29 protein-coding genes are annotated in these 23,064 nt (G+C 33.8%); 5 read left to right on the top strand and 24 right to left on the bottom strand.

Annotated features, from left to right (window positions below):
- Positions 1 to 3 precede the first annotated feature (3 nt).
- The 5 genes from COJ46_RS16520 to COJ46_RS16500 all read right to left on the bottom strand — a co-directional run bounded on the left by COJ46_RS16520 (position 4) and on the right by COJ46_RS16500 (position 3,726).
- Positions 4 to 945: a DNA-3-methyladenine glycosylase family protein gene (locus COJ46_RS16520; RefSeq protein WP_353652164.1), complete on the bottom strand. Its 942-nt coding sequence runs from the start codon at positions 943 to 945 to the stop codon at positions 4 to 6.
- Positions 946 to 957: 12 nt separating this feature from the next.
- Positions 958 to 1,932 carry a DMT family transporter gene (locus COJ46_RS16515; RefSeq protein ID WP_097973893.1) on the bottom strand — a complete coding sequence of 325 codons (975 nt, stop codon included), beginning with the start codon at positions 1,930 to 1,932 and terminating at the stop codon, positions 958 to 960.
- A 116-nt stretch (positions 1,933 to 2,048) separates the two neighbouring features.
- Positions 2,049 to 2,420 carry an NUDIX hydrolase gene (locus tag COJ46_RS16510; protein WP_286133431.1) on the bottom strand — a complete coding sequence of 124 codons (372 nt, stop codon included), beginning with the start codon at positions 2,418 to 2,420 and terminating at the stop codon, positions 2,049 to 2,051.
- A 15-nt stretch (positions 2,421 to 2,435) separates the two neighbouring features.
- Complete coding sequence (locus COJ46_RS16505) at positions 2,436 to 3,371, bottom strand: DUF1835 domain-containing protein (protein ID WP_097973895.1); 936 nt, start codon at positions 3,369 to 3,371, stop codon at positions 2,436 to 2,438.
- Positions 3,372 to 3,591: 220 nt separating this feature from the next.
- On the bottom strand, positions 3,592 to 3,726 hold the full coding sequence (locus COJ46_RS16500) for a YuzL family protein (protein ID WP_082459488.1): 135 nt from the start codon (positions 3,724 to 3,726) through the stop codon (positions 3,592 to 3,594).
- Between the two features lie 103 nt (positions 3,727 to 3,829).
- On the opposite strand from COJ46_RS16500, the gene COJ46_RS16495 reads away from it, so the two are divergent.
- Positions 3,830 to 4,072: a YkuS family protein gene (locus COJ46_RS16495; RefSeq protein ID WP_056471845.1), complete on the top strand. Its 243-nt coding sequence runs from the start codon at positions 3,830 to 3,832 to the stop codon at positions 4,070 to 4,072.
- A gap of 210 nt (positions 4,073 to 4,282) precedes the next feature.
- Here the strand turns inward: COJ46_RS16495 and COJ46_RS16485 are convergent, their stop codons facing one another.
- Genes COJ46_RS16485 through COJ46_RS16470 form a run of 4 tightly spaced genes read right to left on the bottom strand, consistent with a single transcriptional unit; the run spans position 4,283 to position 5,984 of the window.
- Positions 4,283 to 4,807 carry a chromate transporter gene (locus COJ46_RS16485; RefSeq protein ID WP_097973899.1) on the bottom strand — a complete coding sequence of 175 codons (525 nt, stop codon included), beginning with the start codon at positions 4,805 to 4,807 and terminating at the stop codon, positions 4,283 to 4,285.
- Complete coding sequence (locus COJ46_RS16480) at positions 4,807 to 5,376, bottom strand: chromate transporter (RefSeq protein WP_097973900.1); 570 nt, start codon at positions 5,374 to 5,376, stop codon at positions 4,807 to 4,809. Before COJ46_RS16480 ends, COJ46_RS16485 begins: the two co-directional genes overlap by 1 nt.
- Positions 5,377 to 5,405: 29 nt before the next feature.
- Entirely contained in the window at positions 5,406 to 5,609 is a 204-nt protein-coding gene (locus tag COJ46_RS16475) for a hypothetical protein (RefSeq protein ID WP_097973902.1), read from the bottom strand.
- A gap of 30 nt (positions 5,610 to 5,639) precedes the next feature.
- Positions 5,640 to 5,984 carry a 2Fe-2S iron-sulfur cluster-binding protein gene (locus tag COJ46_RS16470; RefSeq protein WP_097973903.1) on the bottom strand — a complete coding sequence of 115 codons (345 nt, stop codon included), beginning with the start codon at positions 5,982 to 5,984 and terminating at the stop codon, positions 5,640 to 5,642.
- A gap of 190 nt (positions 5,985 to 6,174) precedes the next feature.
- Between COJ46_RS16470 and COJ46_RS16465 the strand changes: the two genes are divergently transcribed.
- Complete coding sequence (locus COJ46_RS16465) at positions 6,175 to 6,975, top strand: aspartate dehydrogenase (protein ID WP_097973905.1); 801 nt, start codon at positions 6,175 to 6,177, stop codon at positions 6,973 to 6,975.
- Positions 6,976 to 7,129: 154 nt separating this feature from the next.
- On the opposite strand, the gene COJ46_RS16460 is transcribed toward COJ46_RS16465, so the two are convergent.
- The 7 genes from COJ46_RS16460 to COJ46_RS16430 form a co-directional block, all read right to left on the bottom strand.
- Entirely contained in the window at positions 7,130 to 7,798 is a 669-nt protein-coding gene (locus COJ46_RS16460; protein ID WP_097973907.1) for a GntR family transcriptional regulator, read from the bottom strand.
- Positions 7,799 to 8,060: 262 nt separating this feature from the next.
- Positions 8,061 to 8,540 carry a GlcG/HbpS family heme-binding protein gene (locus COJ46_RS16455; protein WP_097973909.1) on the bottom strand — a complete coding sequence of 160 codons (480 nt, stop codon included), beginning with the start codon at positions 8,538 to 8,540 and terminating at the stop codon, positions 8,061 to 8,063.
- Between the two features lie 13 nt (positions 8,541 to 8,553).
- Positions 8,554 to 10,026: an aldehyde dehydrogenase family protein gene (locus COJ46_RS16450; RefSeq protein ID WP_097973910.1), complete on the bottom strand. Its 1,473-nt coding sequence runs from the start codon at positions 10,024 to 10,026 to the stop codon at positions 8,554 to 8,556.
- Positions 10,027 to 10,084: 58 nt separating this feature from the next.
- The gene (locus tag COJ46_RS16445) at positions 10,085 to 10,813 is read right to left on the bottom strand and encodes an iron-containing redox enzyme family protein (RefSeq protein ID WP_056471818.1); all 729 of its coding nucleotides are present in this window, start codon (positions 10,811 to 10,813) and stop codon (positions 10,085 to 10,087) included.
- Between the two features lie 220 nt (positions 10,814 to 11,033).
- The gene (locus tag COJ46_RS16440) at positions 11,034 to 12,488 is read right to left on the bottom strand and encodes a hypothetical protein (RefSeq protein WP_097973912.1); all 1,455 of its coding nucleotides are present in this window, start codon (positions 12,486 to 12,488) and stop codon (positions 11,034 to 11,036) included.
- Between the two features lie 27 nt (positions 12,489 to 12,515).
- Entirely contained in the window at positions 12,516 to 13,283 is a 768-nt protein-coding gene (locus COJ46_RS16435; RefSeq protein ID WP_097973914.1) for a creatininase family protein, read from the bottom strand.
- A 112-nt stretch (positions 13,284 to 13,395) separates the two neighbouring features.
- Positions 13,396 to 13,728 carry a 2Fe-2S iron-sulfur cluster-binding protein gene (locus COJ46_RS16430; protein WP_097973915.1) on the bottom strand — a complete coding sequence of 111 codons (333 nt, stop codon included), beginning with the start codon at positions 13,726 to 13,728 and terminating at the stop codon, positions 13,396 to 13,398.
- A gap of 281 nt (positions 13,729 to 14,009) precedes the next feature.
- Here COJ46_RS16430 and COJ46_RS16425 point away from each other — a divergent pair, with 281 nt between their 5' ends.
- Positions 14,010 to 14,345 (top strand): hypothetical protein, encoded by a 336-nt coding sequence (locus COJ46_RS16425; protein ID WP_097973917.1) that lies wholly within the window; start codon positions 14,010 to 14,012, stop codon positions 14,343 to 14,345.
- A gap of 89 nt (positions 14,346 to 14,434) precedes the next feature.
- Here COJ46_RS16425 and COJ46_RS16420 read toward each other — a convergent pair whose 3' ends face one another.
- Entirely contained in the window at positions 14,435 to 15,616 is a 1,182-nt protein-coding gene (locus tag COJ46_RS16420; RefSeq protein WP_286133433.1) for a hypothetical protein, read from the bottom strand.
- Between the two features lie 653 nt (positions 15,617 to 16,269).
- Between COJ46_RS16420 and COJ46_RS16415 the strand changes: the two genes are divergently transcribed.
- Positions 16,270 to 16,425 carry a DUF1540 domain-containing protein gene (locus COJ46_RS16415; RefSeq protein ID WP_088012223.1) on the top strand — a complete coding sequence of 52 codons (156 nt, stop codon included), beginning with the start codon at positions 16,270 to 16,272 and terminating at the stop codon, positions 16,423 to 16,425.
- Between the two features lie 156 nt (positions 16,426 to 16,581).
- On the opposite strand, the gene COJ46_RS16410 is transcribed toward COJ46_RS16415, so the two are convergent.
- From COJ46_RS16410 to COJ46_RS16395, 5 genes are all read right to left on the bottom strand, one after another.
- Positions 16,582 to 16,902 carry an antibiotic biosynthesis monooxygenase family protein gene (locus COJ46_RS16410; RefSeq protein WP_097973920.1) on the bottom strand — a complete coding sequence of 107 codons (321 nt, stop codon included), beginning with the start codon at positions 16,900 to 16,902 and terminating at the stop codon, positions 16,582 to 16,584.
- A 111-nt stretch (positions 16,903 to 17,013) separates the two neighbouring features.
- Positions 17,014 to 17,151 carry a hypothetical protein gene (locus COJ46_RS24550; protein WP_176522450.1) on the bottom strand — a complete coding sequence of 46 codons (138 nt, stop codon included), beginning with the start codon at positions 17,149 to 17,151 and terminating at the stop codon, positions 17,014 to 17,016.
- A 116-nt stretch (positions 17,152 to 17,267) separates the two neighbouring features.
- Positions 17,268 to 18,431, bottom strand: coding sequence for an MFS transporter (locus COJ46_RS16405; RefSeq protein WP_097973922.1), 1,164 nt, complete (start codon positions 18,429 to 18,431; stop codon positions 17,268 to 17,270).
- A gap of 179 nt (positions 18,432 to 18,610) precedes the next feature.
- Positions 18,611 to 18,928 (bottom strand): ArsR/SmtB family transcription factor, encoded by a 318-nt coding sequence (locus COJ46_RS16400; RefSeq protein WP_097973924.1) that lies wholly within the window; start codon positions 18,926 to 18,928, stop codon positions 18,611 to 18,613.
- The gene (locus COJ46_RS16395) at positions 18,928 to 19,353 is read right to left on the bottom strand and encodes an SRPBCC family protein (RefSeq protein WP_069033304.1); all 426 of its coding nucleotides are present in this window, start codon (positions 19,351 to 19,353) and stop codon (positions 18,928 to 18,930) included. Before COJ46_RS16395 ends, COJ46_RS16400 begins: the two co-directional genes overlap by 1 nt.
- A 400-nt stretch (positions 19,354 to 19,753) precedes the next feature.
- Here COJ46_RS16395 and COJ46_RS16390 point away from each other — a divergent pair, with 400 nt between their 5' ends.
- The gene (locus COJ46_RS16390; protein ID WP_097973926.1) at positions 19,754 to 21,853 is read left to right on the top strand and encodes a TerD family protein; all 2,100 of its coding nucleotides are present in this window, start codon (positions 19,754 to 19,756) and stop codon (positions 21,851 to 21,853) included.
- Positions 21,854 to 21,893: 40 nt separating this feature from the next.
- On the opposite strand, the gene COJ46_RS16385 is transcribed toward COJ46_RS16390, so the two are convergent.
- Positions 21,894 to 22,367 (bottom strand): GNAT family N-acetyltransferase, encoded by a 474-nt coding sequence (locus COJ46_RS16385; protein ID WP_097973927.1) that lies wholly within the window; start codon positions 22,365 to 22,367, stop codon positions 21,894 to 21,896.
- Positions 22,368 to 22,494: 127 nt separating this feature from the next.
- Positions 22,495 to 22,785 (bottom strand): hypothetical protein, encoded by a 291-nt coding sequence (locus COJ46_RS16380; protein WP_097973929.1) that lies wholly within the window; start codon positions 22,783 to 22,785, stop codon positions 22,495 to 22,497.
- Positions 22,786 to 23,064: the final 279 nt, after the last annotated feature.

The raw sequence follows: 23,064 nt of genomic DNA, 5'->3' as shown, positions 1-23,064 counted from the left end.
TATTTAGGAATATAATGATCTCCATAAATAAAACGTTACGTAAGCTTCCCAGCCTTTCCATTTTTTACCCATTTTTTTAATTTCTTCAATTGAAGGTTTTTTCTCTAATGATAGTTGATTTTTTAATGCATTATGTATTCCTACATCGGCTATGGGAAACGCGGATTTCTCTTGTAAACATTTCATCAAGACGTAATCAGCCGTCCAGTTCCCAACTCCTCGAATTTCTAAAAGCTTATTTAACTTTTTCTCGTATGATTCTAAACGATTTAGAGATTCTTTTGAAATGAGTCCATCTGTCATTAATTTTGCAATCCCAATCACGTATTCAGCTTTTCGTGTAGTAAATTTCATACTAGTTAAATCGGAAACCTCAAGTTTGGATATTACATCTGGAGTTGGAAATAGCCAAACTATTTCATCCTTCCATCTAAAGCTTTCTCCATATTTTTCAACAAAGCTTCTTTTTAAAGAAAACGCAAATGTCAGATTGATTTGTTGACCCATAATTGCCCATGTAAATGCTTCAAATAAATCCGGAATTCCAATTACGCGAAGTCCAAAATGCTGATCAATTAACAACTGTAGCATTTGATTATTTTTACTTAATTGATAGAACTCTGTTAAGTCTCTGCCTAAATCAAATAAATCCCATATAAATGCTGCTGCAGCTACTTTTATTTCTTCACTTGGATGTTGGTCTGGAAATTCAATTAATAATTCGTTATGAGCACTACTTACTTTTAGTAAAATTAATCTATTTTCTATTTTAATAAGTTTTAAAAAATATTCCTCTTTAACCTGATGAAGTACCTCATTTTTAGATCGTGCTAGGAATACTAAGCATTCATTAAAACTAAAATCTATTGGTGTTAAGATGGATATCGAATTCTTATTTTTATCTAATACAAGTGATGCATTGAATTCTTTATACAGATTAATCACCTCTTTCCACATTCATAAATTAACAGTTTCCTTATCTTGCTGTACGGAATTTCCCCTCTGTGATAGATAGCTATGCAAGATCATGCCGATCATGATAATAATCATTCCAATCCAAGAAATAATTGATGGAGATGCCGTTGATAAGAAAATCATTTCACCAATTACTGTGAATAATACTTCCATGGATTGGGTTGCTTCTACTGCTCCTAATTTTTGCATATTTCCCCTTACTAAATCAGTAGCTTGAAAAAATAATACAGTAGCAATTACGCCTGATGAGATCGCTACAATTAATGATTGTGATACTTGATTTTGACCTGGTAGTCCTTCAGTATATAAACCATAGATTGATAGAATGATCCAAAACGGTAAACTGGCTAAGGTCATTCCTAAAACGCGTTGATATACATCCAGCTTTCCATCACATAATTCCATCATTTTTCGATTGCCAAGGGGGTATGCAAAGGAGGCAATAATAACTGGTAAAATACCTGTTAAAACTGTTGAAATAGCTATTTTTGTAGCTAACTCAATCTGCATTAATAATATACCAAATATAATTAATAAAGACATGCTTAATCCTTTAAAAGGAATTTTCCCACGAACCTTTTGGATTCCATTTGATGTTTGAATTGAGATGAAGAAAAATGGTGCTAAAAGTGACCCAGATAAAATTGTGATCTGCCATGAACTAGCAATTAGCCATCCTGGTGAATAAACTGCTGCTAGACATATTGGTGCATAAAATAAACCGAATCCAATTGTTGACCATATAACCCAACTTTTTAACTTGCCTTTCATTTCTTTCAATAGATCATTCAAATTTCTTCTAGAGATTACGATGATCAATAAAAAAGGCACCATAAAAAAGTATCTTAAGGATGCGCTCCAAATCCAACTTCCACCAGATAATTCCATCGAGCGGTTTAAAATAAATGTGATTGAAAAGAAAAATGCCGCTAATATTCCAAATAATATCGGGCGCATATGACCACCTCTATAACAATTTCAATTATCTTTTACGATAAAATGATTTTCGGTTGAAACTTCCTTTAATTTCTTCCGTAAAAATTCAGGGTATAATTCGATTTCTTCTAGATTTTCTAAACTGACCCATTAAAAATTAGTCGGTCCCCTTCAATACCGTAAAATGATTCATTCAATGAATTAGTAAGCTTGTTCTCTGAGTTTATTTTATAGTAAAGACCAACTTCGTGAATATCATTTCCTTTATAAGAAAAGAAATTTTCTACTGTCCACATCATCTGATCAATTTCAATTTCTATTCCTAGTTCTTCTTTGATCTCCCTTTTTAAGCTTAAATGTGACTCTTTATTGAATTTTATTCTACCACCAGGTAAGGACCAAATTGTGTCACTTGCTAGTCTGTGTATTAAGACATGCCCATTTTCAATCCATATACCTGCTACCCTAAAATTAAATACTTTGTTCTCTGATTTAAATACAACATCCATTATTAATACCTGACCTTACTTGTTATTATTAGAGGATTTTTCAACTAAATGAACCCCTCCAACCCACCAGTCTATTCCTATTAAATTCATTCGATTTGCTTTTCCCATTAGTACGTCTAATCCCCATTTAGTTAATTCAATTTTTGCTTTTGGGTTATGTTGTTTATAACTTGGTAATTCACTGTCACTACTTATTAAAGGGAAATCACCTTTCAATAATTCATTTAAAATTGCTGCGAAATATAAATCGCTTAATCCATCATTTGTTCTTTGTCTTACGAGTTTATTAAATAGTTCTGCAAAGGAGTTAATACCTTCATTGATCATTGATAATGCTAAAAATTCTACTTCATTTAATCCATTCTGTTTAGAAGGAAAATATGTCATATGACTTAATAAAGCTTGTTTTAGAAACGGAAGCGCATGACATTTTTGAATAAAATCATCAAGTTCATCTAAATTATTTGAACAATAAGCTTTCCATCCAGCACATGCTTCTTCTATTTGTTCGTCTGAAACTTCTTGTTTAGTTGGGAGTAATCCAATTAATTGTTCTGAAGATAATTGACCTAATCCGTGAAATGGTTCAATTCCTTCATATTCATTTATACTAACCATCGAAATTTTATGAAATCCAAGTGTCGATAATTCCGATAATAAATAAAGTATTGTCACCTGATCGTATCGATCATGTTCGAACCATAGGACAACTTCCTCAGAACGAGATAGTTCATTTAATAATTGAAATTGGCTTCGGCAATTTTCAATAAAAAAACTCGAAGGAATTTGTAGCTTTTGTTCAAAAAATTCTGCTCTTCTTTTATATGTTTTTTCTAAAGTCCAATCTCGACTCAGTGGCCCAAAATCATACATTTCTCGCCATACAACAATATTATCATTTAAAGACTTTATTTTTCCTCCAACCACATCACCATTTACAACATGATTCATCTATTCATCTACTTTCTCCATTGTTTATTTAAAAAGAAAATACAGTTCTTAATTCTTCTTAACGATCGTAGATTCCTCTTACATATAATATTATTATTTTTTTTCAAAATAAAACCACCTATATAAATAGGTGGCGAGACATTTTCTTATAAAATAGAGTTCTTGTCAGATTAATTTGAATGTCACTGACAAATTCCCAACATTTGAATTCTAAAAGTCTTTATTTAATCTCTCTTTTTTGTTTTTTTCTACTAGAAGACATCTCAACACCAGTTTCAGATGTTGTAGTCCCTTGACCTTGTACATTTGGTGATCCTAAGCCAACTCTCGATGGATCTTTTTTAGTTTTTCCCATTTTAAACACCTCCATCTTTACTTTTTCTAAACTTAAACTTCTTTATTCAAAGAATATTTTTCCTGTAAATTGCAAATCTTATATATCTGAGGAGGTGTTTTTTATGGCTAGAATCGGAGTAGAACAATCTTTAACTAATGTCCAAGAAGCATTACGTTCAGCGGGACATGATGTTGTTGAATTAAAACAAGAATCAGATGCAAATGGTTGCGATTGCTGCGTAGTAACAGGACTTGATTCAAATGTAATGGGAATGCAAAATGTAGCTACACAAGGATCAGTAATCGAGGCAAGTGGCTTAACAGCTGATGAAGTTTGTCAACAAGTTGAAAGTAGATTACAATAACAAATTACAAACAAAAGTTATATCAAACATTCAAAAGAAAACTCGCCGATTGGCGAACTTTAAAGCGAAGACAGAGACTAAAGTTGCACTTCTCCATTTCCTAAATATGCGACTACGTCAAATCCCCTTCGCCGCTAAAATATTTATACTTACTAATGTGCAAAAAAGGATAAGCAAAATTCAATGAAATTTGCTTACCCTTTTTTCAAATTATAAATTTAATCCACCGTATAGCAAAGCTCCTATTACAATAAAAGCCGGATGTAGCTTTACTTTCTCCATTAATATGTAACTGATTACTCCTAAAAATAAAAACTGTCCAATACCAATTTGAGAATATGAATCATGAAATGAATTATAAGCCATAACGCCAAGTAAAACTGCGATTGTTGGCTTGACGTAAAGAGTCATTCGCTTAACTTGAATCGAATGACGATATTTATACAAAATTCCCATTAAGGTCAGCATGAGGATTAATGACGGTGCAACTGTAGCGAATACAGCCAAAAATGAACCTAGTATACCACCTTCATGGAATCCGATATACCCTGCCATTTTCGTAGCAATCGGTCCAGGTAGGGAGTTTCCCATAGCAAGAGCCTCATTAAATTCTTGATGTGTAAGCCAACCTCTTGTGACAACTTCTTTTTGAATAAGAGGAATGGTCGCAGGGCCTCCTCCATACCCTAAAATATTAGCAACAAAAAACGCCCAGAAAATGTTCCAATATACCATTATGCAGACAGTCCTTTTGATTTTTTACCTTCAACTGATTTGGTTGGCTTAACGACCGCAAATAACAGTAGCCCTCCAATAATAAATCCTGGATGTATATGAAAATATTGCATTAAAACAATCCCTACTATAATATGTCCGATTGTAAAGGGCCATTTTAACCCCTTAACGGAAGCTTCTACAAATTGCCAAGTTAGTACACCAAGCATGACTCCAACCACTGGTACAATTGCTTTAGTCATTCCTTGCACCCATTTTAGATCTTTAAATGTCACTAGAGTAGTCAATAAAACTACCATTAAAATAATCGTCGGCAGGATCGTTGCAACTATTGCATTAATCATCCCAATTTTACCACCTACTTTGAACCCAATGTATCCAGCCATTTTTGTATTAATCGGTCCTGGCAGTGTGTTTCCAATAGCGAGCACATCTCCAAATTCTTCATCATTCATCCATTTAAAGCGTTCAACCACTTCTTTATGTACTAAAGGAATGGTCGATGGTCCACCTCCGTATCCGAGCATGCTGCTCCTAAAAAAGGCGATAAAGATGTTTAACTGTTTCATAAAATCCATCCCTTTAGTTTATCTTTCTTTTAGTTTGCAATAAGACAAGAGCACTTCACACAATTACCGCATGGTTTTTTCATCACTGGAATAGGTTGATTGACCATATTCATTAAAAGCGAAGTCTCCACATTACAAAACGAGCATGTCTCACCAGTTTGAGCTTTTTGAATATGAGGCATTTCTACTAACTGTAAGGCTTCTTTCATATGTTTGTCGCATACTAACAACATATCATTCACTCCCGCTCTTAAAATTGGATTTTATGGTGTAGATGTCACTTTCTTTTTCGGATGATCTAATTTACGTTTTTTTACTTCATCTGTTACTTCTTCGTTCCATGAAATCGTTACATCATCTTCAGTAATGAAAGCTTGGCAACCTAAACGGAACCCTTTGCTTAACCATTCTTCACCAAGTTTTCGACGCTCCTGTACTTTTATATGATCAACAGTACCCTCTTCAATTTTACAAACGCAGGATCCACAAACGCCGCCACCACATCGATTTGGTAATTCTCCATCAAATCTAAGAGACATACGTAAAATATTGGAGTTTTCCGGTACTTCTAATACTTTTCCACTAGTAGCAAAATTCAGTTTTGGCATAATTCAAATCCTCCTCTTCACCTCTTTGGTATACAATATACCATATTTATAATTTTCTGACAATATAAAAATTACATATATTAAGCTATTTTTCTTAATTTATATTACTCTATTTGTTTTTATATACCGGTCTGATATAATATTTTGTATACCAAATGCGTCTTAATATTCAAAAAATGAGGTGATGTATGTGCTTACTATTGGATTAATTGGATATGGAGCAATCGGACAAGATATCGTCAAATATATAAACGAAGGCAAGGCTGGTGATGTATCATTAAAGGCGGTTCTCGTACGGAGAAAGGATCAATACGAATCGCATATAAGCGATTTATTTTACGACAATGAAGAGACTTTTTTTGGATTGGGATTGGATCTCATAATTGAAGCTGCGGGTCATGAAGCTGTCTATAAGTATGGAAAAAGGACGCTGTCTACTAGTAGTGACTTTATCATCTCTTCTGTAGGTGCATTAGCAGATGACGCATTATTAGCAGAACTTGAAACTACTGCAAAGCTTACTAACAGCAAGATTATCATCCCTTCTGCTGCGATTGCTGGATTGGATCGTGTAGCTGCTTCTATACTACAAGGGGTTGATGAAGTAAAACTTGTAACGAGAAAACCACCGAGTGCATGGAGAGGAACGATTGCAGAGGAAAAGGTCGATTTAGACACCGTTACGGAGCCAATTTGCATATATAATGGTGTTGCTAGAGAATCTTCTAAGCTTTTTCCGGAAAGCACAAATGTTTCAGCAACCTTGAGTCTTGCTGGAATCGGATTTGATAAAACAAAAGTACAAGTTTATGTAGATCCAAACATAACCAGTAATACACACCAAATTTTCGTAAAGGGATTTTTTGGTGAAATGGAAGTAAAGGTGCAAAATATTCCTTCTTCTACTAATCCAAAGACGGGATATATAGTTGCAATGAGTATTTGTAATACTTTAAAAAATAGAACGTCCTCGATCGTTGTTGGTATCTAGTATTTTCTCTTTATTATTTGTGAAATACGAAACTAAAATAAAAAGCCCCCCTTAGTCTAGACGATCTAATAGTCTATCTAATAGGGGTTTTATTATTTATAGAAAATTGATTTTTCCATACAAGAAAAGAGACGCAAACATCCACAAACTATTTTTATGTCGTTTTTTCTTTTCTTTTTTCTATGTAGTTCATGTACGCACGTCTAGAATTTTCGATATGAATTTTCGTTAAATACTCCGACATTTCTATTTCTTTATTTCGTACTGCTTTCATAATTTCAATATGTTCCCTCAATGATTCCTTACGTCTTCCAGGCGTTTCGTACCCCATATTAGCAGACATATGGATATAATCTGTTAAGCCGGATAAAATTTCAAAAAGCTTCGGACTTCTCGCTGCCTTATATAGTAGGAGATTCATTTCGATATGCTCATTCTCGAAGGTTTCGTCTGAGTGTTCCTCAATATAAAGAAGCTCCTTGATTTTCTGATCAAACTCTTTTTGAATTTCGTCCGTCATTTTTTTAGCAGCCAATTTTGCTGCTAACACTTCTAATGAAGATAAAATCGTAAACACTTCCATAATGTCTTCATCAGAAATATTCGAAACGATGACACCTTTACGCGGAACCGTTTTTACAAACCCTTGTGATTCTAAGCGGAATAAAGCTTCTCTAATAGGTGTACGACTAATATTTAGCTTAACAGCAAGCTCCCGTTCAATTAAGCGATCACCTGGCTTATAATGCCCCTCTAAAATCAATTCTTTTAAATATCTATACGCATGTTCCCGGATTGAAAGAAAATTAGTTTCCATCTCCATTCCATTCACCTGCCTCCTATTTCTTGCCTATTTTAAAATAGTGTATCATCATTTTGTTAAAAGTAAATCGATATTTCTATTATAGTATCTTTTAAATGAGTAATCGAGCACATAGATGGAAATCCATTCCAATCATGTTCTACTTTTAGTTAACTACTTTTATAGCCTATAAATACAAACTTTAATCCCAACTATTTTCTATACGAATGTTAGTACACCAAAAAAGGCGATGTAGGAACAACACCTAACCGCCTCCAAAGTATTATTTTTTAATGTCTGCATCAGTAACAACTTCATAACCGTCATTTGAAAGGAACTCTTGCAATGCTTGTAAAGCAGCTGTTCCGACCTCTGTATCCTGTTCTCCATTTCCACCGCTGATCCCCACACCACCAATGACTTCCCCATTAACTACAATTGGAAATCCGCCTACAAAAATTGCAAATTTTCCATTTAGCATATGTTGTATTCCAAATGCTTCATTTCCCGGAAGGGCTGGTCCGTTTGGTTCTGTATTAAATAAATGAGTGGAGCGTTTATGTCCCGCTGCCGTATATGCTTTAGCAATAGCAATTTCAGGACCCGTAATACGAGCACCATTCATTCGTTCAAGTGCAATGACATATCCTCCGTCATCTACAATTGCAATCGTCTCAGGAACGTTAATATCCTCTGATTTTTTCTTAGCAGCCTCAATCATTACTTTTGCTTCATCTAGTTCTAATTTTAAAATTTTTTTCATTTTTAAATCCTCCTCAGTAACCGATATAGACTGTTTTTATTTGTGTAAAGAATTCAAGTCCAACTCTACCTGACTCACGGAATGTAGAAGTACTAGAACGTTTTACTCCACCAAATGGTGCATTCATCAAATTACCTGTCGTTGTACGATTTACTTTAACTGTCCCTGCTTGAACATCTTTAGTAAATTGATGAGCGAGTTTCAAATTATTCGTAACAATCGATGCAGATAATCCATATTCAACATCGTTAGCAATTAAAACGGCTTCTTCATAGCTTTCTACCTCAATTACAGCAACTACTGGGCCGAAAATCTCTTCTTTAGCAATGCGCATATCGGGCTTTACATTCGTAAAGATCGCCGGTTCAATATAGTAGCCGTTTTCATATTTTCCATATGCAAGCTGTTGGCCTCCATATTCAAGAGTAGCCCCTTCTTCTTTACCAATTCCTATATACTTCAGCACGTTTTTTAACTGCTTTTCATTTGCTAAAGGTCCAATAATGACACGATCGTCAAATCCATCGCCAATTTTTAAAGCACTTGTTTTTTCTACTAATTTCTGCACAAATTGTTCCTTTACTTCCTTCATAACAATTATACGGCTAGTGCCTGTACATGCTTGACCAGTAAGGTGAAAGCCTCCATTCACGGTTAGGTTAACTGCTAAGTCTACATCTGCGTCATCCATTACAATAAGAGGATTTTTTCCACCAAGCTCCATTTGTGTTCTTGTAGTAAAGGATGTGTTTTTATGAATATGTTCCCCAGCACTAGTAGACCCAGTGAAAGTAACTCCTCGTATAGCAGGATGTTTAACTAAGATATCCCCGATATCGGATGAACTTCCAGTTACAAAATTGATGACTCCTTTTGGTATACCAGCTTCATGAAGCGCCTCAACGAGTCGAAATGCAATTAAAGGTGTATCAGATGAAGGCTTGAAAACAACTGTATTTCCAGTAATTAATGCCGGAGCAATCTTTCTTGATGGTATGGAGATTGGGAAATTCCATGGTGTAATGACTGAAATAACACCAAGAGGCTCCCTTTCTGTTGTGACTCTCATATTTGGATCATCATTTGGGAACGTTTCCCCCGTAAAGCTTTGTCCTTCAATTGCATAATAACGAAGCGTTTCTGCTGAGCGAAGCACCTCCTGTTTGGCTGCGCTTATAACTTTTCCTTCTTCTCGTGTTAATTCCTCTGCTAGTTGTTCCACTCTCTGTTCTAATATTGCTGCCGCCTTATTTAAAATAGCAGCACGTTTAGAAGGTGGAGTTTGTGCCCACGCAGGAAAAGCCTGGCTTGCTGCATCAATTGCTTGAATCACGTCTTGTTCTGTCGAAGCTTGAAATGTGCCGACAATATCTTCCTTATTAGAAGGGTTTACGCTTTGGAACGTTTTATTATTTACTGACTCGACCCAACTTCCAGATATGTAATTTTTATAAGTTTCTAGTTTAGTAGTTAGCAAATTTATCATCCTTTCTGAACAAGATGGCAGTTCCCTAGACGGAAACTGCCATTTTATTTTCTAATTATTATGCTTGTACTAGAGCACCTAAATCTTTTTCAAGATATTCTCTCCATAAGCCATCCATATACATGCGACGCATTTTTGCACCAGTACGAACTACTTCTAAGCAACGTTGTTGTAACTCAGGAGTATCAGCATGATCAAGTACAATTTTGTATCCACGCTCTCCGTGAATTTCATCTGATACGATGTGTAAGTCGAAGAATTCAATCTCTTCATCTGTAAAGTTGTACTTCTCACGTAATGCTGGAGTTTGCTTACGATAAATGTCTGGAACTTGAGATTCAAGTCCTACAACTAATGCTGCAGTTGCTACTACGAAGTTTTCACGTGCTGCTACTGCAAAACACCAGCTTTGTAAACCTAGCGTTGTTGGAGCCATGTTATTAGGATCCAATACACGCTCACGAGTTGTTCCGCAAGCTTCAGCAAATCGAATTAATAAGTCTGTATGACGATCGCCAGCGATTTCTTCTTCGTACATGTTTTGTAATGTGAAATCTTTTGCATCTTCATATTTTGGTAAGTTTGGAGTGTTATGGTAGATATAAGCTAAGTAATCTGCAAAAGGTCCAACATAATGGTAATGATTTTCAGCCCAGCGAGCGAAGTGACTACGCTCTAATTTTCCTTCAGCCCATGCTACAGTAAAAGGTGCTTTTTGGCTGTGGTTCCCTTTAATCGCTTCTTCTAATTCCTTACGAAACTCATCTTTAGATAATAATCTAGTCATCCAAACTCCTCCTCCAATATGTTTATGTAGTTTAATAGTTTAGTTAAACAATCGAAGTATACCAAATCACTTAAAACACTTATAAAAACTACTAAATACGAGGTATTTATTTGTATTTTGTATTTGGTATACCAACTAACCTTATAGTAACCCATTGTTTTTTATTTGTAAATACATTTTCACTAAATTTTCTAATTTTTCTAAATTTTAAAGAGATGCTCTACCATATAACGAGAGCGACAATGGTAGAGACTATTAAGCCTGTAGCAACAGGAAGTAAGTTTTTCCTAGCTAACTCTAAAACATTCACTCCACAAAAACTAGCAACCGCTACTAATGAGGACCACGCAATTAACGTTCCACCACCTGTCCACACAGATCCCATTTGACCGATTGCTCCTAGCGTTCCAGGCTCCATACCAACTCCAGGTGCCAACGCTCCTGATAAAGCTCCCACTAGCGGTAATCCAGAAAACCCTGAACCCTCTAACCCAGTAATCGCTCCAGTAATTAATAGACCAAAAGATGTTAAAACCGAATTATGTGGAATGATTGATTGACCAGCCTGAACTAAATCAACTAAAAACGCTGGCTTTGCTACATTTTCTCCTAAGGAAAAAATGGTACCGCTAAAGTCCGAACTACCTAAGAAGAAGAATGCTGCAATCGGAATAACTGGTCCCATTGCACGAAATGCAAATACGAATCCTTCTGTAATATGCTCACTAATTTTATCAAGAGCTTGTAAACGACGGAACGCTACACATGTTACTACTAACAACATAGTGGCAACACCACCGATAAATGCTGCACCGTCCCCTCCCTCAAAACCACTCATTTTACCATTACCGATTTTCGTTGAAAACATAAATATGATAACTGCTAGTAGTGATAGTGGGACTAATACAGCAAAGATTTTCCCCCATTTTTCACGCTCTCTATCATCTATAGTAGCTTCTGTTGCAGCAGCTATTTCGTTTGCAGAAGAGTTTTTGTTTACAAGTGACTGTAAATGTTTCAATGAAGCTTCACTTTCTGATTTACCGATTGATTTGCGTTCAGTAAAGTAAGTAATCGCGATTGCAACTCCCCCTGTAATTAAAGAGAGAATCATGACCTTACCTGACACAGCTGATGTTTGAATACCTGCTGATTTTGCAGTAAGCATTGGAGCGATCTGCATAATATAGTCTGAAGATAATGCCATACCTTGTCCTGCAATAGAAACAACCATGGCACAAGCAATTGGCGATAAACCAGCACGAATAGCCGCAGGTACTAATAGCGTACAAATAAGCGGAACGGCAGGAGTAGGCCAGAAGAATAAAGAAATGACGTATGTGACAACTAATAGAACAGCAAAAGCAATATGTCCGTTTTTCATTACCTTTTGCATCGGAGCAATCATTCTTTCATCTGCACCAGTATCTTTTAAGGAATGTAATAATGCCACCATAAAAGTGATGATTAAAAAGATGGTAAATAGCTCCTTTGCTGCTACAAGATTTGCGTTGAATAACGCTTGAAATCCACCAACAACTGATCCTTTATAAGCAACAGAAACAAGAAAGGTTCCAATGATGGTAGGCAATACAACCCCTTTTCGAAACAGCATAGTCACAATTACAACAAGTGTCATGATACCATAAAGCCAGTGAGCAACAGTTAAATCCATAAACCCCACCCTCTCATTTATAGGTACTTACAACTTACATTCTTCTAGATGTAAAAGCTTTTGGAGTTCGTTTGAAAGGTTTTCGAGTGCTTCACCTACAATCTTTTCCCCAATTTCGAAACTTGATTTCGTTGCATCCCCAATGCAACCATTAGTCGTCATCTCTTCATATCGATAAAACCCTTGAATAGCTTTACCAGGTCGTAGTTGCTTCCATCTACCTTCGTTTTGGATGCTTCCTTTAGTAATTTTATTTGGTCTAATTAAGTGAGGAGCCAAGTAAAGTGCTTCTGACACTTCTCGTTCACAGCTGTGACCGAACAATGGCGAGTGAATAGATTCTGAGATTGAAAGTTTGGCAGATGCCGTCGTTTTAGCATAATAGATTTCTGTACCTAGCTCTTCTGACAACATGGTGCAAGCAACATTTAAAGTTGACTGATTGCCACCGTGAGAGTTTAATAATAAAAATTTTTGAATACCATGATGTTTAAGAGATATAATCATATCTTTTAAAATTGCTATAAGCGTAGTCGGTTGCAATGAAATGGTTCCTGGAAAGTTCAAATGATGGTGCGAGACTCCCATATTGACAGTAGGTGTCACAATTACATGAGGATACATTTTTTCAGCTAATTTCTCAGCCATTTTCTCAGCTAGTACAGCATCACAGCTTTCAACCATGTGAGGGCCATGCTGTTCGTGTGCACCGATTGGAATTATTGCTAGTTTTACAGTATGTAATGCATCCTTTACTTCTTCCCAAGTCATCTCAGTTAACAAATAGGCTTTCATATTTTCACCCCCTTTCATTGTTGTATCCGCTTTCAAAACCTTCTACTTTCGTCCTATGAATTCAACATTTAAATTAAAGAGGTATTTTGTATACCTAGATGATGCAAAAAAATTACTGTGCATTTACTGTCTTTGCAATTTTCGGTATTGGGGCGTTTATATTTTCTTGTGAAATGACAATATCATCTTTGATCGTTAACTGACAGCATAATCGAATGCCTTCTTCAACCTTTTCACCTAGCATTTTTTGCTCTTTCCAGTTTGGCGGATCAAGCTTTTCTGCTCCTTCTAGCACTCTACATGCACATTTTGTACATTTACCCATCCCGCACCCGTATTTCAGTTTTGGGAATTGACGGATGCCTGCCAACACAACTAAATTCGCGTGATCACGCACTTCTTGCTCAATAATTTCTCCTTCTACATGCAAGCGTACTTTTGGCATATGTATCCCTCCAATGTAATTTTCTTAAAATTTCAAAAATTTACTCTGATTATAATTCGAATTTTTTAGAAAGTAAATACTATTATTTATTTGGAAATCTTTAACATAAATGGCCATGTCCATTCAAACAAACTTGATCTTAAAAACGTTTATTGTTTTTATTAAAAATTCAGAAAATTATATTGATTAATATTTTTTTCTGTATTACACTATGAATAGAAATTTGGTATACAAAATACCTTATGCTCAATACTACATAATTTGATGAGGAGTGTGCAAAGATGGGTAAGTATATTGTTTTGACGAATAAAGACACGTTTCAAACTATTGTAGATAACGAAGGATTAAAGGCAATCGAAACATATCACTTCTATTTTTTTAACGAGCTAAAAGCTAAATATACAATTGCCGAAGTGTTGGACGACAATATTAAAATTAAACTTTACGAAAAGTATGAAGGAAAAGAATACGTGAATGATATTCGCGTAAAGTTCTTTGAGACATTTGAAACGATTGAAGCAGCACTAGAAGAGTTATACGAAATAGTAAAAGCTCAAGGAAACAGCGAGGACTCACAGGATTCCAAATTAGTGAAGTCAGACGTACTAACTGTATAGATTACATAGAAATAGCACTGATCCAGTGCTATTTCTTAATTTTACATATAAAAAAAGACAACTATCATAATGTTGTCCATAAAATCCCACTAAATAAGCCACTCTAAACCAAACAAATAAAACATTACAATGAGTAAATAACTAATTGTATAAGGAATATTCCAATTCGATACTTTAAAGGAGCTTTCTTTAACGATGCTCGACATTAATCCAATCGTTGCATTATATGGCCCTACTAAAAACGCAGAAATCGCTCCGGCTAGTAAAGACACCGTTAAAATATAAGGTGAAATACCTAAGCTTTGTGGATCAAGCGCTTCAGCCATTAACGTCAAGGTTACTGCAGGATGTAGCCCTGTAAACGCAAATGCTAACGGAATTAATGGTAATAGAATTAAAAATACCTCTGGACCTACAATATCTTTAAAATGAGTGACTGCTATATTGACCGTTTCATTTAAATTTGTACCTTTTACAACGGAAATAAAAAAACCAGCTGACAAAAAGATAAAAAATTGATCTTTCATTTTAAAGGAATAGGAATGAAAATATTCCTTTAAATTATGTAAAAATGCTTTTTGTTGCTTAATGAGAACAGACCACCCAAGAGCAAACGGAATTACTAGAATCGATACGATAATCACAAAAGAATACGAAAAAAGATGTTCTGCAAATGAAATGATGAGATTGAATAGAATAATAGCTATGAAAATATGAAAAACTTTTCTTTGAGGAGCTACACCTTCTAGTGAAGCAGCAGTTTCATCTTTTGCTAAATCATTTCTATGTCCTTTCGTAACACTTTTCCGTGAATTCCTTGACGCCAATACCCAATCTAACACAATCCCCAATATACTTAACGGTAATACATATGGCAAAATAGATATCCATCTTACCCCAGTTACGCCAATTACGATTCCTACGATTGGTGTAATTGGAGCCCATAGTAGAGGCATCGCAAATCCATGTGTAATAGCTCGACTCATAAAACGCTCTTCTTTTTTTATAGAAAAAAGACTTAAGGATGGTTGAATAGAATAGTAAGTCATTGGTAGAGTTGCCAAATTCATAAACATACTTAAAAAGTAGGATATTCCTGATGTCATTATGTACAACTGGCCAGATGTGTTTACTTTCTTCTGTATGATCGTTTGAATACCCTTTGCATATCCTCCCAGTTTAACCGGAAAACCTAATATTGGAATGACTGCAAACATAGTAAGCAAATCTAGCATTGGACCGAATGAAAGAATATATTCTTTTATACTCATATTGCTTCTCCAAAGAAGAATACATCCAATAAGTAAAAAAATACTCCCTATTGTTCTAACGAGCGATTTAACTGTAAACATCGTATAAAGAACAATAAAGGCACATAAAGAAGAAATAAAAAATTGTAAATCCCAATGGAACAAGCAAGAAAATAAATATAAAAAAATTACTAATCCAAACACATACTTCAACATTGTATCACCATCCTCCCTTCAACATTGGTATACCAAAAGATATTAATTAGTATATTTTACTAGAAATTATACCATAAATACCTAGTTTTGGTATACAATTTTATCTTTTCTGCTTTTCACTGAAAAGATCGGTATAAGTTATAGGTGAATACTTGTTGAGCTTTAAACTTTAAATAAGTTACTTCTTTTTAACTTCCTTTAAACTTTATAAAATTAAATAATTGCTTAAAAAAGCACAATCTTTATCTAGTTTTAACTGTTATTATATTCAATTTCCATTATGTTTAACCAACGTTCAAGGAGTGCACAATTTTAAAAACCTTACCGTATTTTGATAAGGTTTTTAGATTGCCTATTTAGATTTCCTCACTTGAATTAATTTACATTAAAAAAAGAGATAATGAATGTATCAATCCCCTTATTAATGTAAAAGATAAAATTAAGGGAGGTGTCTTATAATGGCAAAAGATGTACTTTGCGAAGTTGATAACTGTAAATATTGGGCTTCTGGAAACAAATGTAGTGCGGATTCCATTTATGTTGTGAGCCATAAAGGGAAACAAGCTAAAAACAATGCTGAAACAGATTGTAAAACATTTGAAGCTGGAATGTAATTGTCTCAAAGGGTAACCTACTTAGAAGGTTGCCCTTTCTTATTTATAGTATTGATAATAACTATCATTTTCATTCAAATTTATTCCAATTATTTTATATTATTTACATCTCGATATTGGGTCTGTATCAATTTAATCATTTTTCAATACTACATATCAAAAAAAATTATCCCTTTCAACTTTACACACCCTTAATGCGAAGGATTCATACCAGTCTTTTTTTCCACGCTCTTGAGCAACTTTGTGGGCTGCGTGCTCTTTCCATTTCTTAATTGCATTCAATGACTCCCAATACGATACCGTTATCCCCATCTCAAGATCACGAGCGCTTTCAACTCCTAGGAATCCTGGTTGACTCGATGCAAGTTTAACCATTTTTTCAGACATCTTACTATACCCGTTATCTCCAACCGTTCTTTTAGAACAAAAAATTACAGCATAATATGGAGGATTTGGCGTTTTTGCAAATGAACTCATTTTTTCCCCCTCCTTCTTCTATTAATCATATTTGATGAAAGAGTTAAATAACATAGACAAATTCAAAAAATGTAAATAAAAAAGCGATACTCAATGTATCGCTTTCAAATATTACTCAAAAATATATGGATTTCCGCTTATGTTATTTCTCATTTCTTCTGTTACTTGAAAATCCTCTTGTTGGTAATTTTGTTCTAATGTTTCTTCATTAATTCCACTACCATCATAATGTACTGGTTTATTTTCCATTAAAATCACCTTCTAATTAAGATTAGTTTTAAGTCGTAAAACTTCATTATTAGAATATCCAATTCTGGAAAATAAATAATAAAACGATGCAATAAAAAACGCATCGTTTCATTTTTTTATATTAATTTAGTCTCATTCACTTTATTCGTTAAAACAAAAGAATAAATCGCAGAAAGTAAAGCAAAAATAACAATAATTCCTCCTACAAATGCGTTCATTGTTACTGCATATTGAGTAATTAGGATCCCACCTAAACTTGAACCTAAAGCAATTCCTGTATGAGAAAAAGAGTTATTTAATCCAACTTGAATATCAGCCGAATCTTTTGCCACCCTCGCTAGACTATCTTGAACTGCTGGACTAATTGACCAAGATACAGTTCCCCAAAGAACAACTATAATAAATAAACTAATAATCGAACTAGGAGCGAATGTTAAGGTTAAAATAGAAATAGCTAATAACCCTAAATTAAACACTAATGTTTTACTTCCACCAAATTTATCAGTAGACCAACCACCTAACCATCCACCTAAAATCCCTGCCATACCAAATACTAGTAAAACAATACTGATCATATTAGTAGATAATCCCATCGTTTTCATTAAGTATGGTGTAAAGTAAGTATAAATTGTAAAATGTCCTGTTAATTGTAAAAAAGAAATTAGTTGAATCGATAAAATACGTTTATTTTTTAGTGTTGCTACTTGTTTAATCAATGGGATTGTAGGCTGACCTTTAACTTTTGGTAGAAATTTATAAATCCCTAGCATAGCCAATAAGCTTAATAAACCGACTAGAACAAATGTCATTCTCCAGCCGAATTTTTCACCGATCACTGTACCCAAAGGGACACCAAAAACTAGAGATGAACTGATCCCCATAAAAATAACGCCAATTGCTCTACCTCTTATTTCAGGCGAAACGATGTTTGTTGCGGTCGTTATTGAAACAACTATTACAACTGAGCAACTTGCTGCAAGTATAATACGTGCGATTAATAATACAGCGAAATTCGGACTAATAATAGAAAGAATATTTCCTAAGAAAAATACTGCTAATGCGATTAATAGTAATTTTTTACGTTCTATTTTTGAAGTGATCGCTATAAAAATAGGAGCCCCAAAAGCAAATACTACTGAAAAAATTGAAACTAGTTGACCAACCGCACCGACCGAAACATGTAAATCACCTGCAATCATTGACAGTAAACCAGTAATAATAAACTCAACGGTTCCTGCGACAAATGTTGCAATAGCTAAAATATATATACTTTTATGCATTGCTTAACTCCTCAAGTATGATCCTATTTATTCATATTAATTTTTTGCCACATTAGTTTATTATATAGATATAACTAAAAATGTCTATGCAAAAAAAACGAACCCACTTTAGATTCGTTTTGAAATTACTCTTCATTATTGTCTATATTTGATGTAACTAGTTTTATACTTTGATCTTCTTAATTTTCAACTAGATGTTGTAAAATGGATAATTTATTTGCCCAAAATTGCTCGTAATATGATAACCATTGTTTAATCTCTAAAAATGCTTCTGGTTGTAGTTTATATCTTTTTTCTCTGCCAACTTTTCTTCCACTAATTAATTCAGCTTCTGAAAGGATATGGAGATGTTTTGCAATTGCTGTTCGACTCATTGGAAAATTACTTGATATCTCTGAAATCGGCAATTCATTATTAGCTAATAATTTAAGTACTTCTCTTCTAGTAGGATCCGCGATTGCTTGAAATACGTCATATTTTTGTGCAGAACTGGACACTAGTTTTCAACAACCTTTTTAAGCTTCTGAACAATACCAGCCCAACCACCATTCATATTGTCGCGTACTATACCACTTTTTTGGTTTGGTTTTGGAAGAATTTCATCAGCAGTTTTCCATCCACTATGGATTAACGTAAATTCAGTTTGATCCCCTAAATCTTTTAAATTAAATGATACTACCCATCCATCAACATCCCAAGTAAATGATACTCGATTTGGTTCATCAATTTCTAAAACTTTACAAGGTGATGGACCGAATGGGCCTTGCAAATGAAACTCGTGACCTACGACTGGTTTAAAGTCATTTGGCATGAACCATGCGGATATACCTTCCGATGTTGATACGACCTCCCAGACTTTTTGAATAGGTGCATTATATATAAGAGTTTGTTTAATATCTTCAACTTGGTTTTGTACGCCCATTTTAATCCTTCTTTCTAGTTAATATAAAACCTTTTGGTTATATTTGAAATTATATACAACCGTTTGGTTTCATGTCAATCTAATTTTACGAACTTATTTTTTCCTTATGTTATTAAATTATTATAAATCGAAAAAATACCTTACATTAGTCAACAAGACTATGTTATCTGTTGCAAAACGCTTTCATACATACTAAACTAATAAAACAGGCTATGACTCAGCTTCCTTCTACATTCACTGATTAGAGCGTCTAGCGGGTCTCTTTCCTGTATTCCTTATCAGAATTGATAAGGTTACGAGGCTATATTGAATCTTCCTTCTATTAGGTTTGTACTCTAAGTACTTTTTCTAGATTCAATAATTTCCTCGTTTTTTTTATTATAAAATTTGGAGGCTATACATGAATCAAACAAACATCCTTTTCCGAAGAAAAAATTCCCTCTCTATCGAAAAACAAGAAAACAACCTCCCAAAACCATTACTTGCAACAGCCTTGAAGCAAATAGAAGCGTTCGGTTATACTTTTTCACTTGAGCTTATTGAAATTTTACAAACATGGAACGATCAAGAATTCATAGCTTGGTTTATAGATTTCAAGGAAACGATTACGAATGAATTAGGCTATAATATTGACCATATTCCTTTTTACAAAAACTTTCCTAATGACGTAATGAAAATTGATGAAGCGGAATTATATATCAATAGCTTATTGTATTATATATTTGATGTTCAGCCTCTTACTCTAATTCAAAAACGACCACCGCTTAGAAATAAAAAAAATCTAAAAATAATTAATCTTGCAAAACAAGATGATCTAATTCAAATTATTAAAAGATTAATTGATAGTACTGGTTCTTTTAAAGCCCAAGACATTGAGGATATTCAATTTGTACTCCTAGCTCAAAATAAACCATTAAACTTACTTCCAGAACTATTTTTATCAAAAGAAAAAATGGTTATAGTCCTAAAACTTTTGTATCAATCTAAAAAAATAAGTGAAAATGAAATCGGAAATTATTTAAAAACGGCAACAGATATTTTACGCTTTTGTGTTGCATTAAGTGATGGTGATCCTTCTTTAAGCATGAATACTAAATTTAAATCATTTAGTAGAAAAGAGCGTAAATTCGTACTTTCATTATTAAATGAAATCCCTCATGCAATTGAAGAAATGGTTAAAAGACGAAACGTATGGATAAGAATTGGAGAAAAACTACATCCTGGTGAATATTCAAAGCGTTTTCCTCATGCTGAAAATTTATTCAATATCCTTAGAAACGAAAAACAAGTAAGTACATACCAAAGTAAAATTACTAAATACTTAAGTGAAAAGAATCTCACTAATTTAACAAATGAATTAATAAAACGCCCTGGTGAGTTTGCTAGAAAACTAGATTTTGTTTTACGTTCATTTACTGAAGAAAATGATCAGCAATATATTGTTTCACAGTTTTCAAACGTTTGTAAAGATGTTTCAACTCCGGTTTTATTGAGTCTATGGAATCATTTTAATAAACGTAATGATGAGAGAAGAATTCGCACCTTTTTTCCTAAAGGAAATATTGCGAAACTCTATGCAATTGAAAATAAAATAACAAAACTTAGCGAAGTTATAATTGATGCTGTTTTAAATCTTATTAAAAAAACTTTGTCCGTACGTTTTTCTGTTAAAGAATCTCTTGGCAAAGTATGGATCGATGAGTCCTATCGTAACTTTACATTACCTACTGGATTGCGCTCGGCAAGTAAGTCGCTTAGAACAATACCTCGAGGTTCAACTATTCCGATTGGTGAAGGTGATATTATTAGATTCTTTCTTTATTGGAAAGAAGGAGATGTAAATGGAGTACATACAGGAAATGTTGATATTGATTTAAGTGCAGTATTTTACGATGATAATTTTAATTATATAAGTGATATCTCTTACTATGAACTAAAAAGTAAACAGCTTAAATGTTATCACAGTGGTGATTTCACAAGTGCTCCTAAAGGGGCTAGTGAGTTCATAGACTGCCATATTCCTACACTTAAAAATAATGGGATTCGTTATGTTGTATTAAGTGTAAATAGTTTTTCAGATCATTCATTTTGTAATTTACCTAGTTGTTTTGCTGGCTGGATGCTAAGAGATGATTTCAAGTCTGGCAAGGTCTTTGAGCCTAGTACTGTAATGGATCGCTTCGATCTAGCAAATGATCAAAAAATAAGTATTCCACTAATTTTTGATACTTTCGAACAGAAAGTTATTTGGTGTGATTTAGGTTTACAAGACAATATTGAGTACTATAACAACGCAAAAAGTAATTCGAATAGTTTAGCAATACTAACTGAAGCTATGACTGAAAAGAATAGTATTTCTCTTTATGAACTATTAGAGTTACATGCTGTTGCCCGTGGCGGGCTTGTTACGAATAAAGATGAAGCAGATACAGTATTTTCATTCAATGAAGAAGTTACGCCATACCGTTATGATTTAATAGTAAGTGAGTTTATGAGCTAAAGTTATCCCCCAGACAATCTAATAAAATCTGGGGGGATATTTAGTTTCCTCTTACCATCGTTATAAATCCAGCACGCTCAGTACAAAACTCATTTTCCTCTTTAAATCCAAAATTTTCATAAAGTCTAATTGCCCTTTTATTAAACTTAGCAACTGTTAATCTGAGTGTAAAAAGATTAGTCGTTTCATGAATTCTTTCAAGAATAAACTTGAAATATTCACTCCCAAATCCTTTCCCTGTTAGATCTGGTCTAACTCCTAATCCAATATCAACCATCCTTTTTTCATATACACCAAACTCGTTCCCTTTTGGTACTTGAGCTGACTGACCAATACAATAAAAGCCAATTAAGTTCTCATTTTGGTCAATAACTGCTAAATACTGATTATTTACTAGTTCATCTAGTCCTTCTTGAGACAATTCATTATTATAAAAATCGTAAGGGGGAGCATAGCTCCAATTAAGAATATCTGTAGCGTAAGACTCTGTCATATGACTAATGTATAATTCCATGGTTTCTCCTCATCTTTCTCCTTGTTAAAACTTCAAAAATAAAAAGCATTACTCATTTAAAATAGAGTAATGCTAGATTTAAATTAAAGTCTATCTAAACTTAACTACCTAATCGAGCATAATAAATTTACGAAACTACCCTATTTCTAACAAAGAAGAATACTCCGATATTAATTAATAAAATTCCAAAAAATGCAGCTAATAATAACTGAATACCCAAAAGCAGGCTTGCATTATCACTAGAATTAAGGATCCACCAAATACTCGCAATGCCTAAGATGAATAGGTTAATATTAAATGCAATCGACATTGTAGCTAAAACATTGTGTGTTTTATTTTGCATTTTAACTTCTACCCACACAGATAAAATCAAGGATACGAAAATAATACTAAGGAATTCAATAAACTGTAGATTCATTTCTTATTCCTCCTAAATTTTATTTGGCAATCAACTTACTATTAGGTTATTCTTTTGATTCGTTATAAAAAAAGATATTCCTTCCAAAAAATAGCATTATCCTTTTAAATAAGGACTTGTACCTATAACATTTGATCTAAAATTTATCGAACTTAAATAAAAAGGAACTTGTTCAATAAAATGTCAAAATTCTCATCACTAAATTAAATAAGTTCTGTCATGATAGATATTTCAGCACTCAATAAAAAAGCAATCTTTTCATAAAGAATGCTTTCAGAG

This window comes from Bacillus sp. AFS077874 (assembly GCF_002566505.1).
Lineage (GTDB): Bacteria > Bacillota > Bacilli > Bacillales > Bacillaceae_G > Gottfriedia.
This window is presented reverse-complemented; position numbering and strand designations above follow the sequence as displayed.

Excerpts from the sequence above, each read along its gene's own strand:
- COJ46_RS16500 (WP_082459488.1), bottom strand. The coding sequence starts at position 3,726 with ATGGGAAAAACTAAAAAAGATCCATCGAGAGTTGGCTTAGGATCACCA.
- COJ46_RS16450 (WP_097973910.1), bottom strand. The coding sequence starts at position 10,026 with ATGATAAATTTGCTAACTACTAAACTAGAAACTTATAAAAATTACATA.
- COJ46_RS16410 (WP_097973920.1), bottom strand. The coding sequence starts at position 16,902 with ATGAGTTCATTTGCAAAAACGCCAAATCCTCCATATTATGCTGTAATT.
- COJ46_RS16455 (WP_097973909.1), bottom strand. The coding sequence starts at position 8,540 with ATGAAAAAAATTTTAAAATTAGAACTAGATGAAGCAAAAGTAATGATT.
- COJ46_RS16385 (WP_097973927.1), bottom strand. The coding sequence starts at position 22,367 with ATGGAATTATACATTAGTCATATGACAGAGTCTTACGCTACAGATATT.
- COJ46_RS16475 (WP_097973902.1), bottom strand. The coding sequence starts at position 5,609 with ATGTTGTTAGTATGCGACAAACATATGAAAGAAGCCTTACAGTTAGTA.
- COJ46_RS16480 (WP_097973900.1), bottom strand. The coding sequence starts at position 5,376 with ATGAAACAGTTAAACATCTTTATCGCCTTTTTTAGGAGCAGCATGCTC.
- COJ46_RS16510 (WP_286133431.1), bottom strand. The coding sequence starts at position 2,420 with ATGGATGTTGTATTTAAATCAGAGAACAAAGTATTTAATTTTAGGGTA.
- COJ46_RS24550 (WP_176522450.1), bottom strand. The coding sequence starts at position 17,151 with ATGGAAAATAAACCAGTACATTATGATGGTAGTGGAATTAATGAAGAA.
- COJ46_RS16430 (WP_097973915.1), bottom strand. The coding sequence starts at position 13,728 with ATGCCAAAAGTACGCTTGCATGTAGAAGGAGAAATTATTGAGCAAGAA.
- COJ46_RS16445 (WP_056471818.1), bottom strand. The coding sequence starts at position 10,813 with ATGACTAGATTATTATCTAAAGATGAGTTTCGTAAGGAATTAGAAGAA.
- COJ46_RS16435 (WP_097973914.1), bottom strand. The coding sequence starts at position 13,283 with ATGAAAGCCTATTTGTTAACTGAGATGACTTGGGAAGAAGTAAAGGAT.
- COJ46_RS16380 (WP_097973929.1), bottom strand. The coding sequence starts at position 22,785 with ATGAATCTACAGTTTATTGAATTCCTTAGTATTATTTTCGTATCCTTG.
- COJ46_RS16505 (WP_097973895.1), bottom strand. The coding sequence starts at position 3,371 with ATGAATCATGTTGTAAATGGTGATGTGGTTGGAGGAAAAATAAAGTCT.
- COJ46_RS16495 (WP_056471845.1), top strand. The coding sequence starts at position 3,830 with ATGGCTAGAATCGGAGTAGAACAATCTTTAACTAATGTCCAAGAAGCA.
- COJ46_RS16425 (WP_097973917.1), top strand. The coding sequence starts at position 14,010 with ATGGGTAAGTATATTGTTTTGACGAATAAAGACACGTTTCAAACTATT.
- COJ46_RS16440 (WP_097973912.1), bottom strand. The coding sequence starts at position 12,488 with ATGGATTTAACTGTTGCTCACTGGCTTTATGGTATCATGACACTTGTT.
- COJ46_RS16405 (WP_097973922.1), bottom strand. The coding sequence starts at position 18,431 with ATGCATAAAAGTATATATATTTTAGCTATTGCAACATTTGTCGCAGGA.
- COJ46_RS16390 (WP_097973926.1), top strand. The coding sequence starts at position 19,754 with ATGAATCAAACAAACATCCTTTTCCGAAGAAAAAATTCCCTCTCTATC.
- COJ46_RS16485 (WP_097973899.1), bottom strand. The coding sequence starts at position 4,807 with ATGGTATATTGGAACATTTTCTGGGCGTTTTTTGTTGCTAATATTTTA.
- COJ46_RS16460 (WP_097973907.1), bottom strand. The coding sequence starts at position 7,798 with ATGGAGATGGAAACTAATTTTCTTTCAATCCGGGAACATGCGTATAGA.
- COJ46_RS16470 (WP_097973903.1), bottom strand. The coding sequence starts at position 5,984 with ATGCCAAAACTGAATTTTGCTACTAGTGGAAAAGTATTAGAAGTACCG.
- COJ46_RS16420 (WP_286133433.1), bottom strand. The coding sequence starts at position 15,616 with ATGAGTATAAAAGAATATATTCTTTCATTCGGTCCAATGCTAGATTTG.
- COJ46_RS16515 (WP_097973893.1), bottom strand. The coding sequence starts at position 1,932 with ATGCGCCCGATATTATTTGGAATATTAGCGGCATTTTTCTTTTCAATC.
- COJ46_RS16395 (WP_069033304.1), bottom strand. The coding sequence starts at position 19,353 with ATGGGCGTACAAAACCAAGTTGAAGATATTAAACAAACTCTTATATAT.
- COJ46_RS16415 (WP_088012223.1), top strand. The coding sequence starts at position 16,270 with ATGGCAAAAGATGTACTTTGCGAAGTTGATAACTGTAAATATTGGGCT.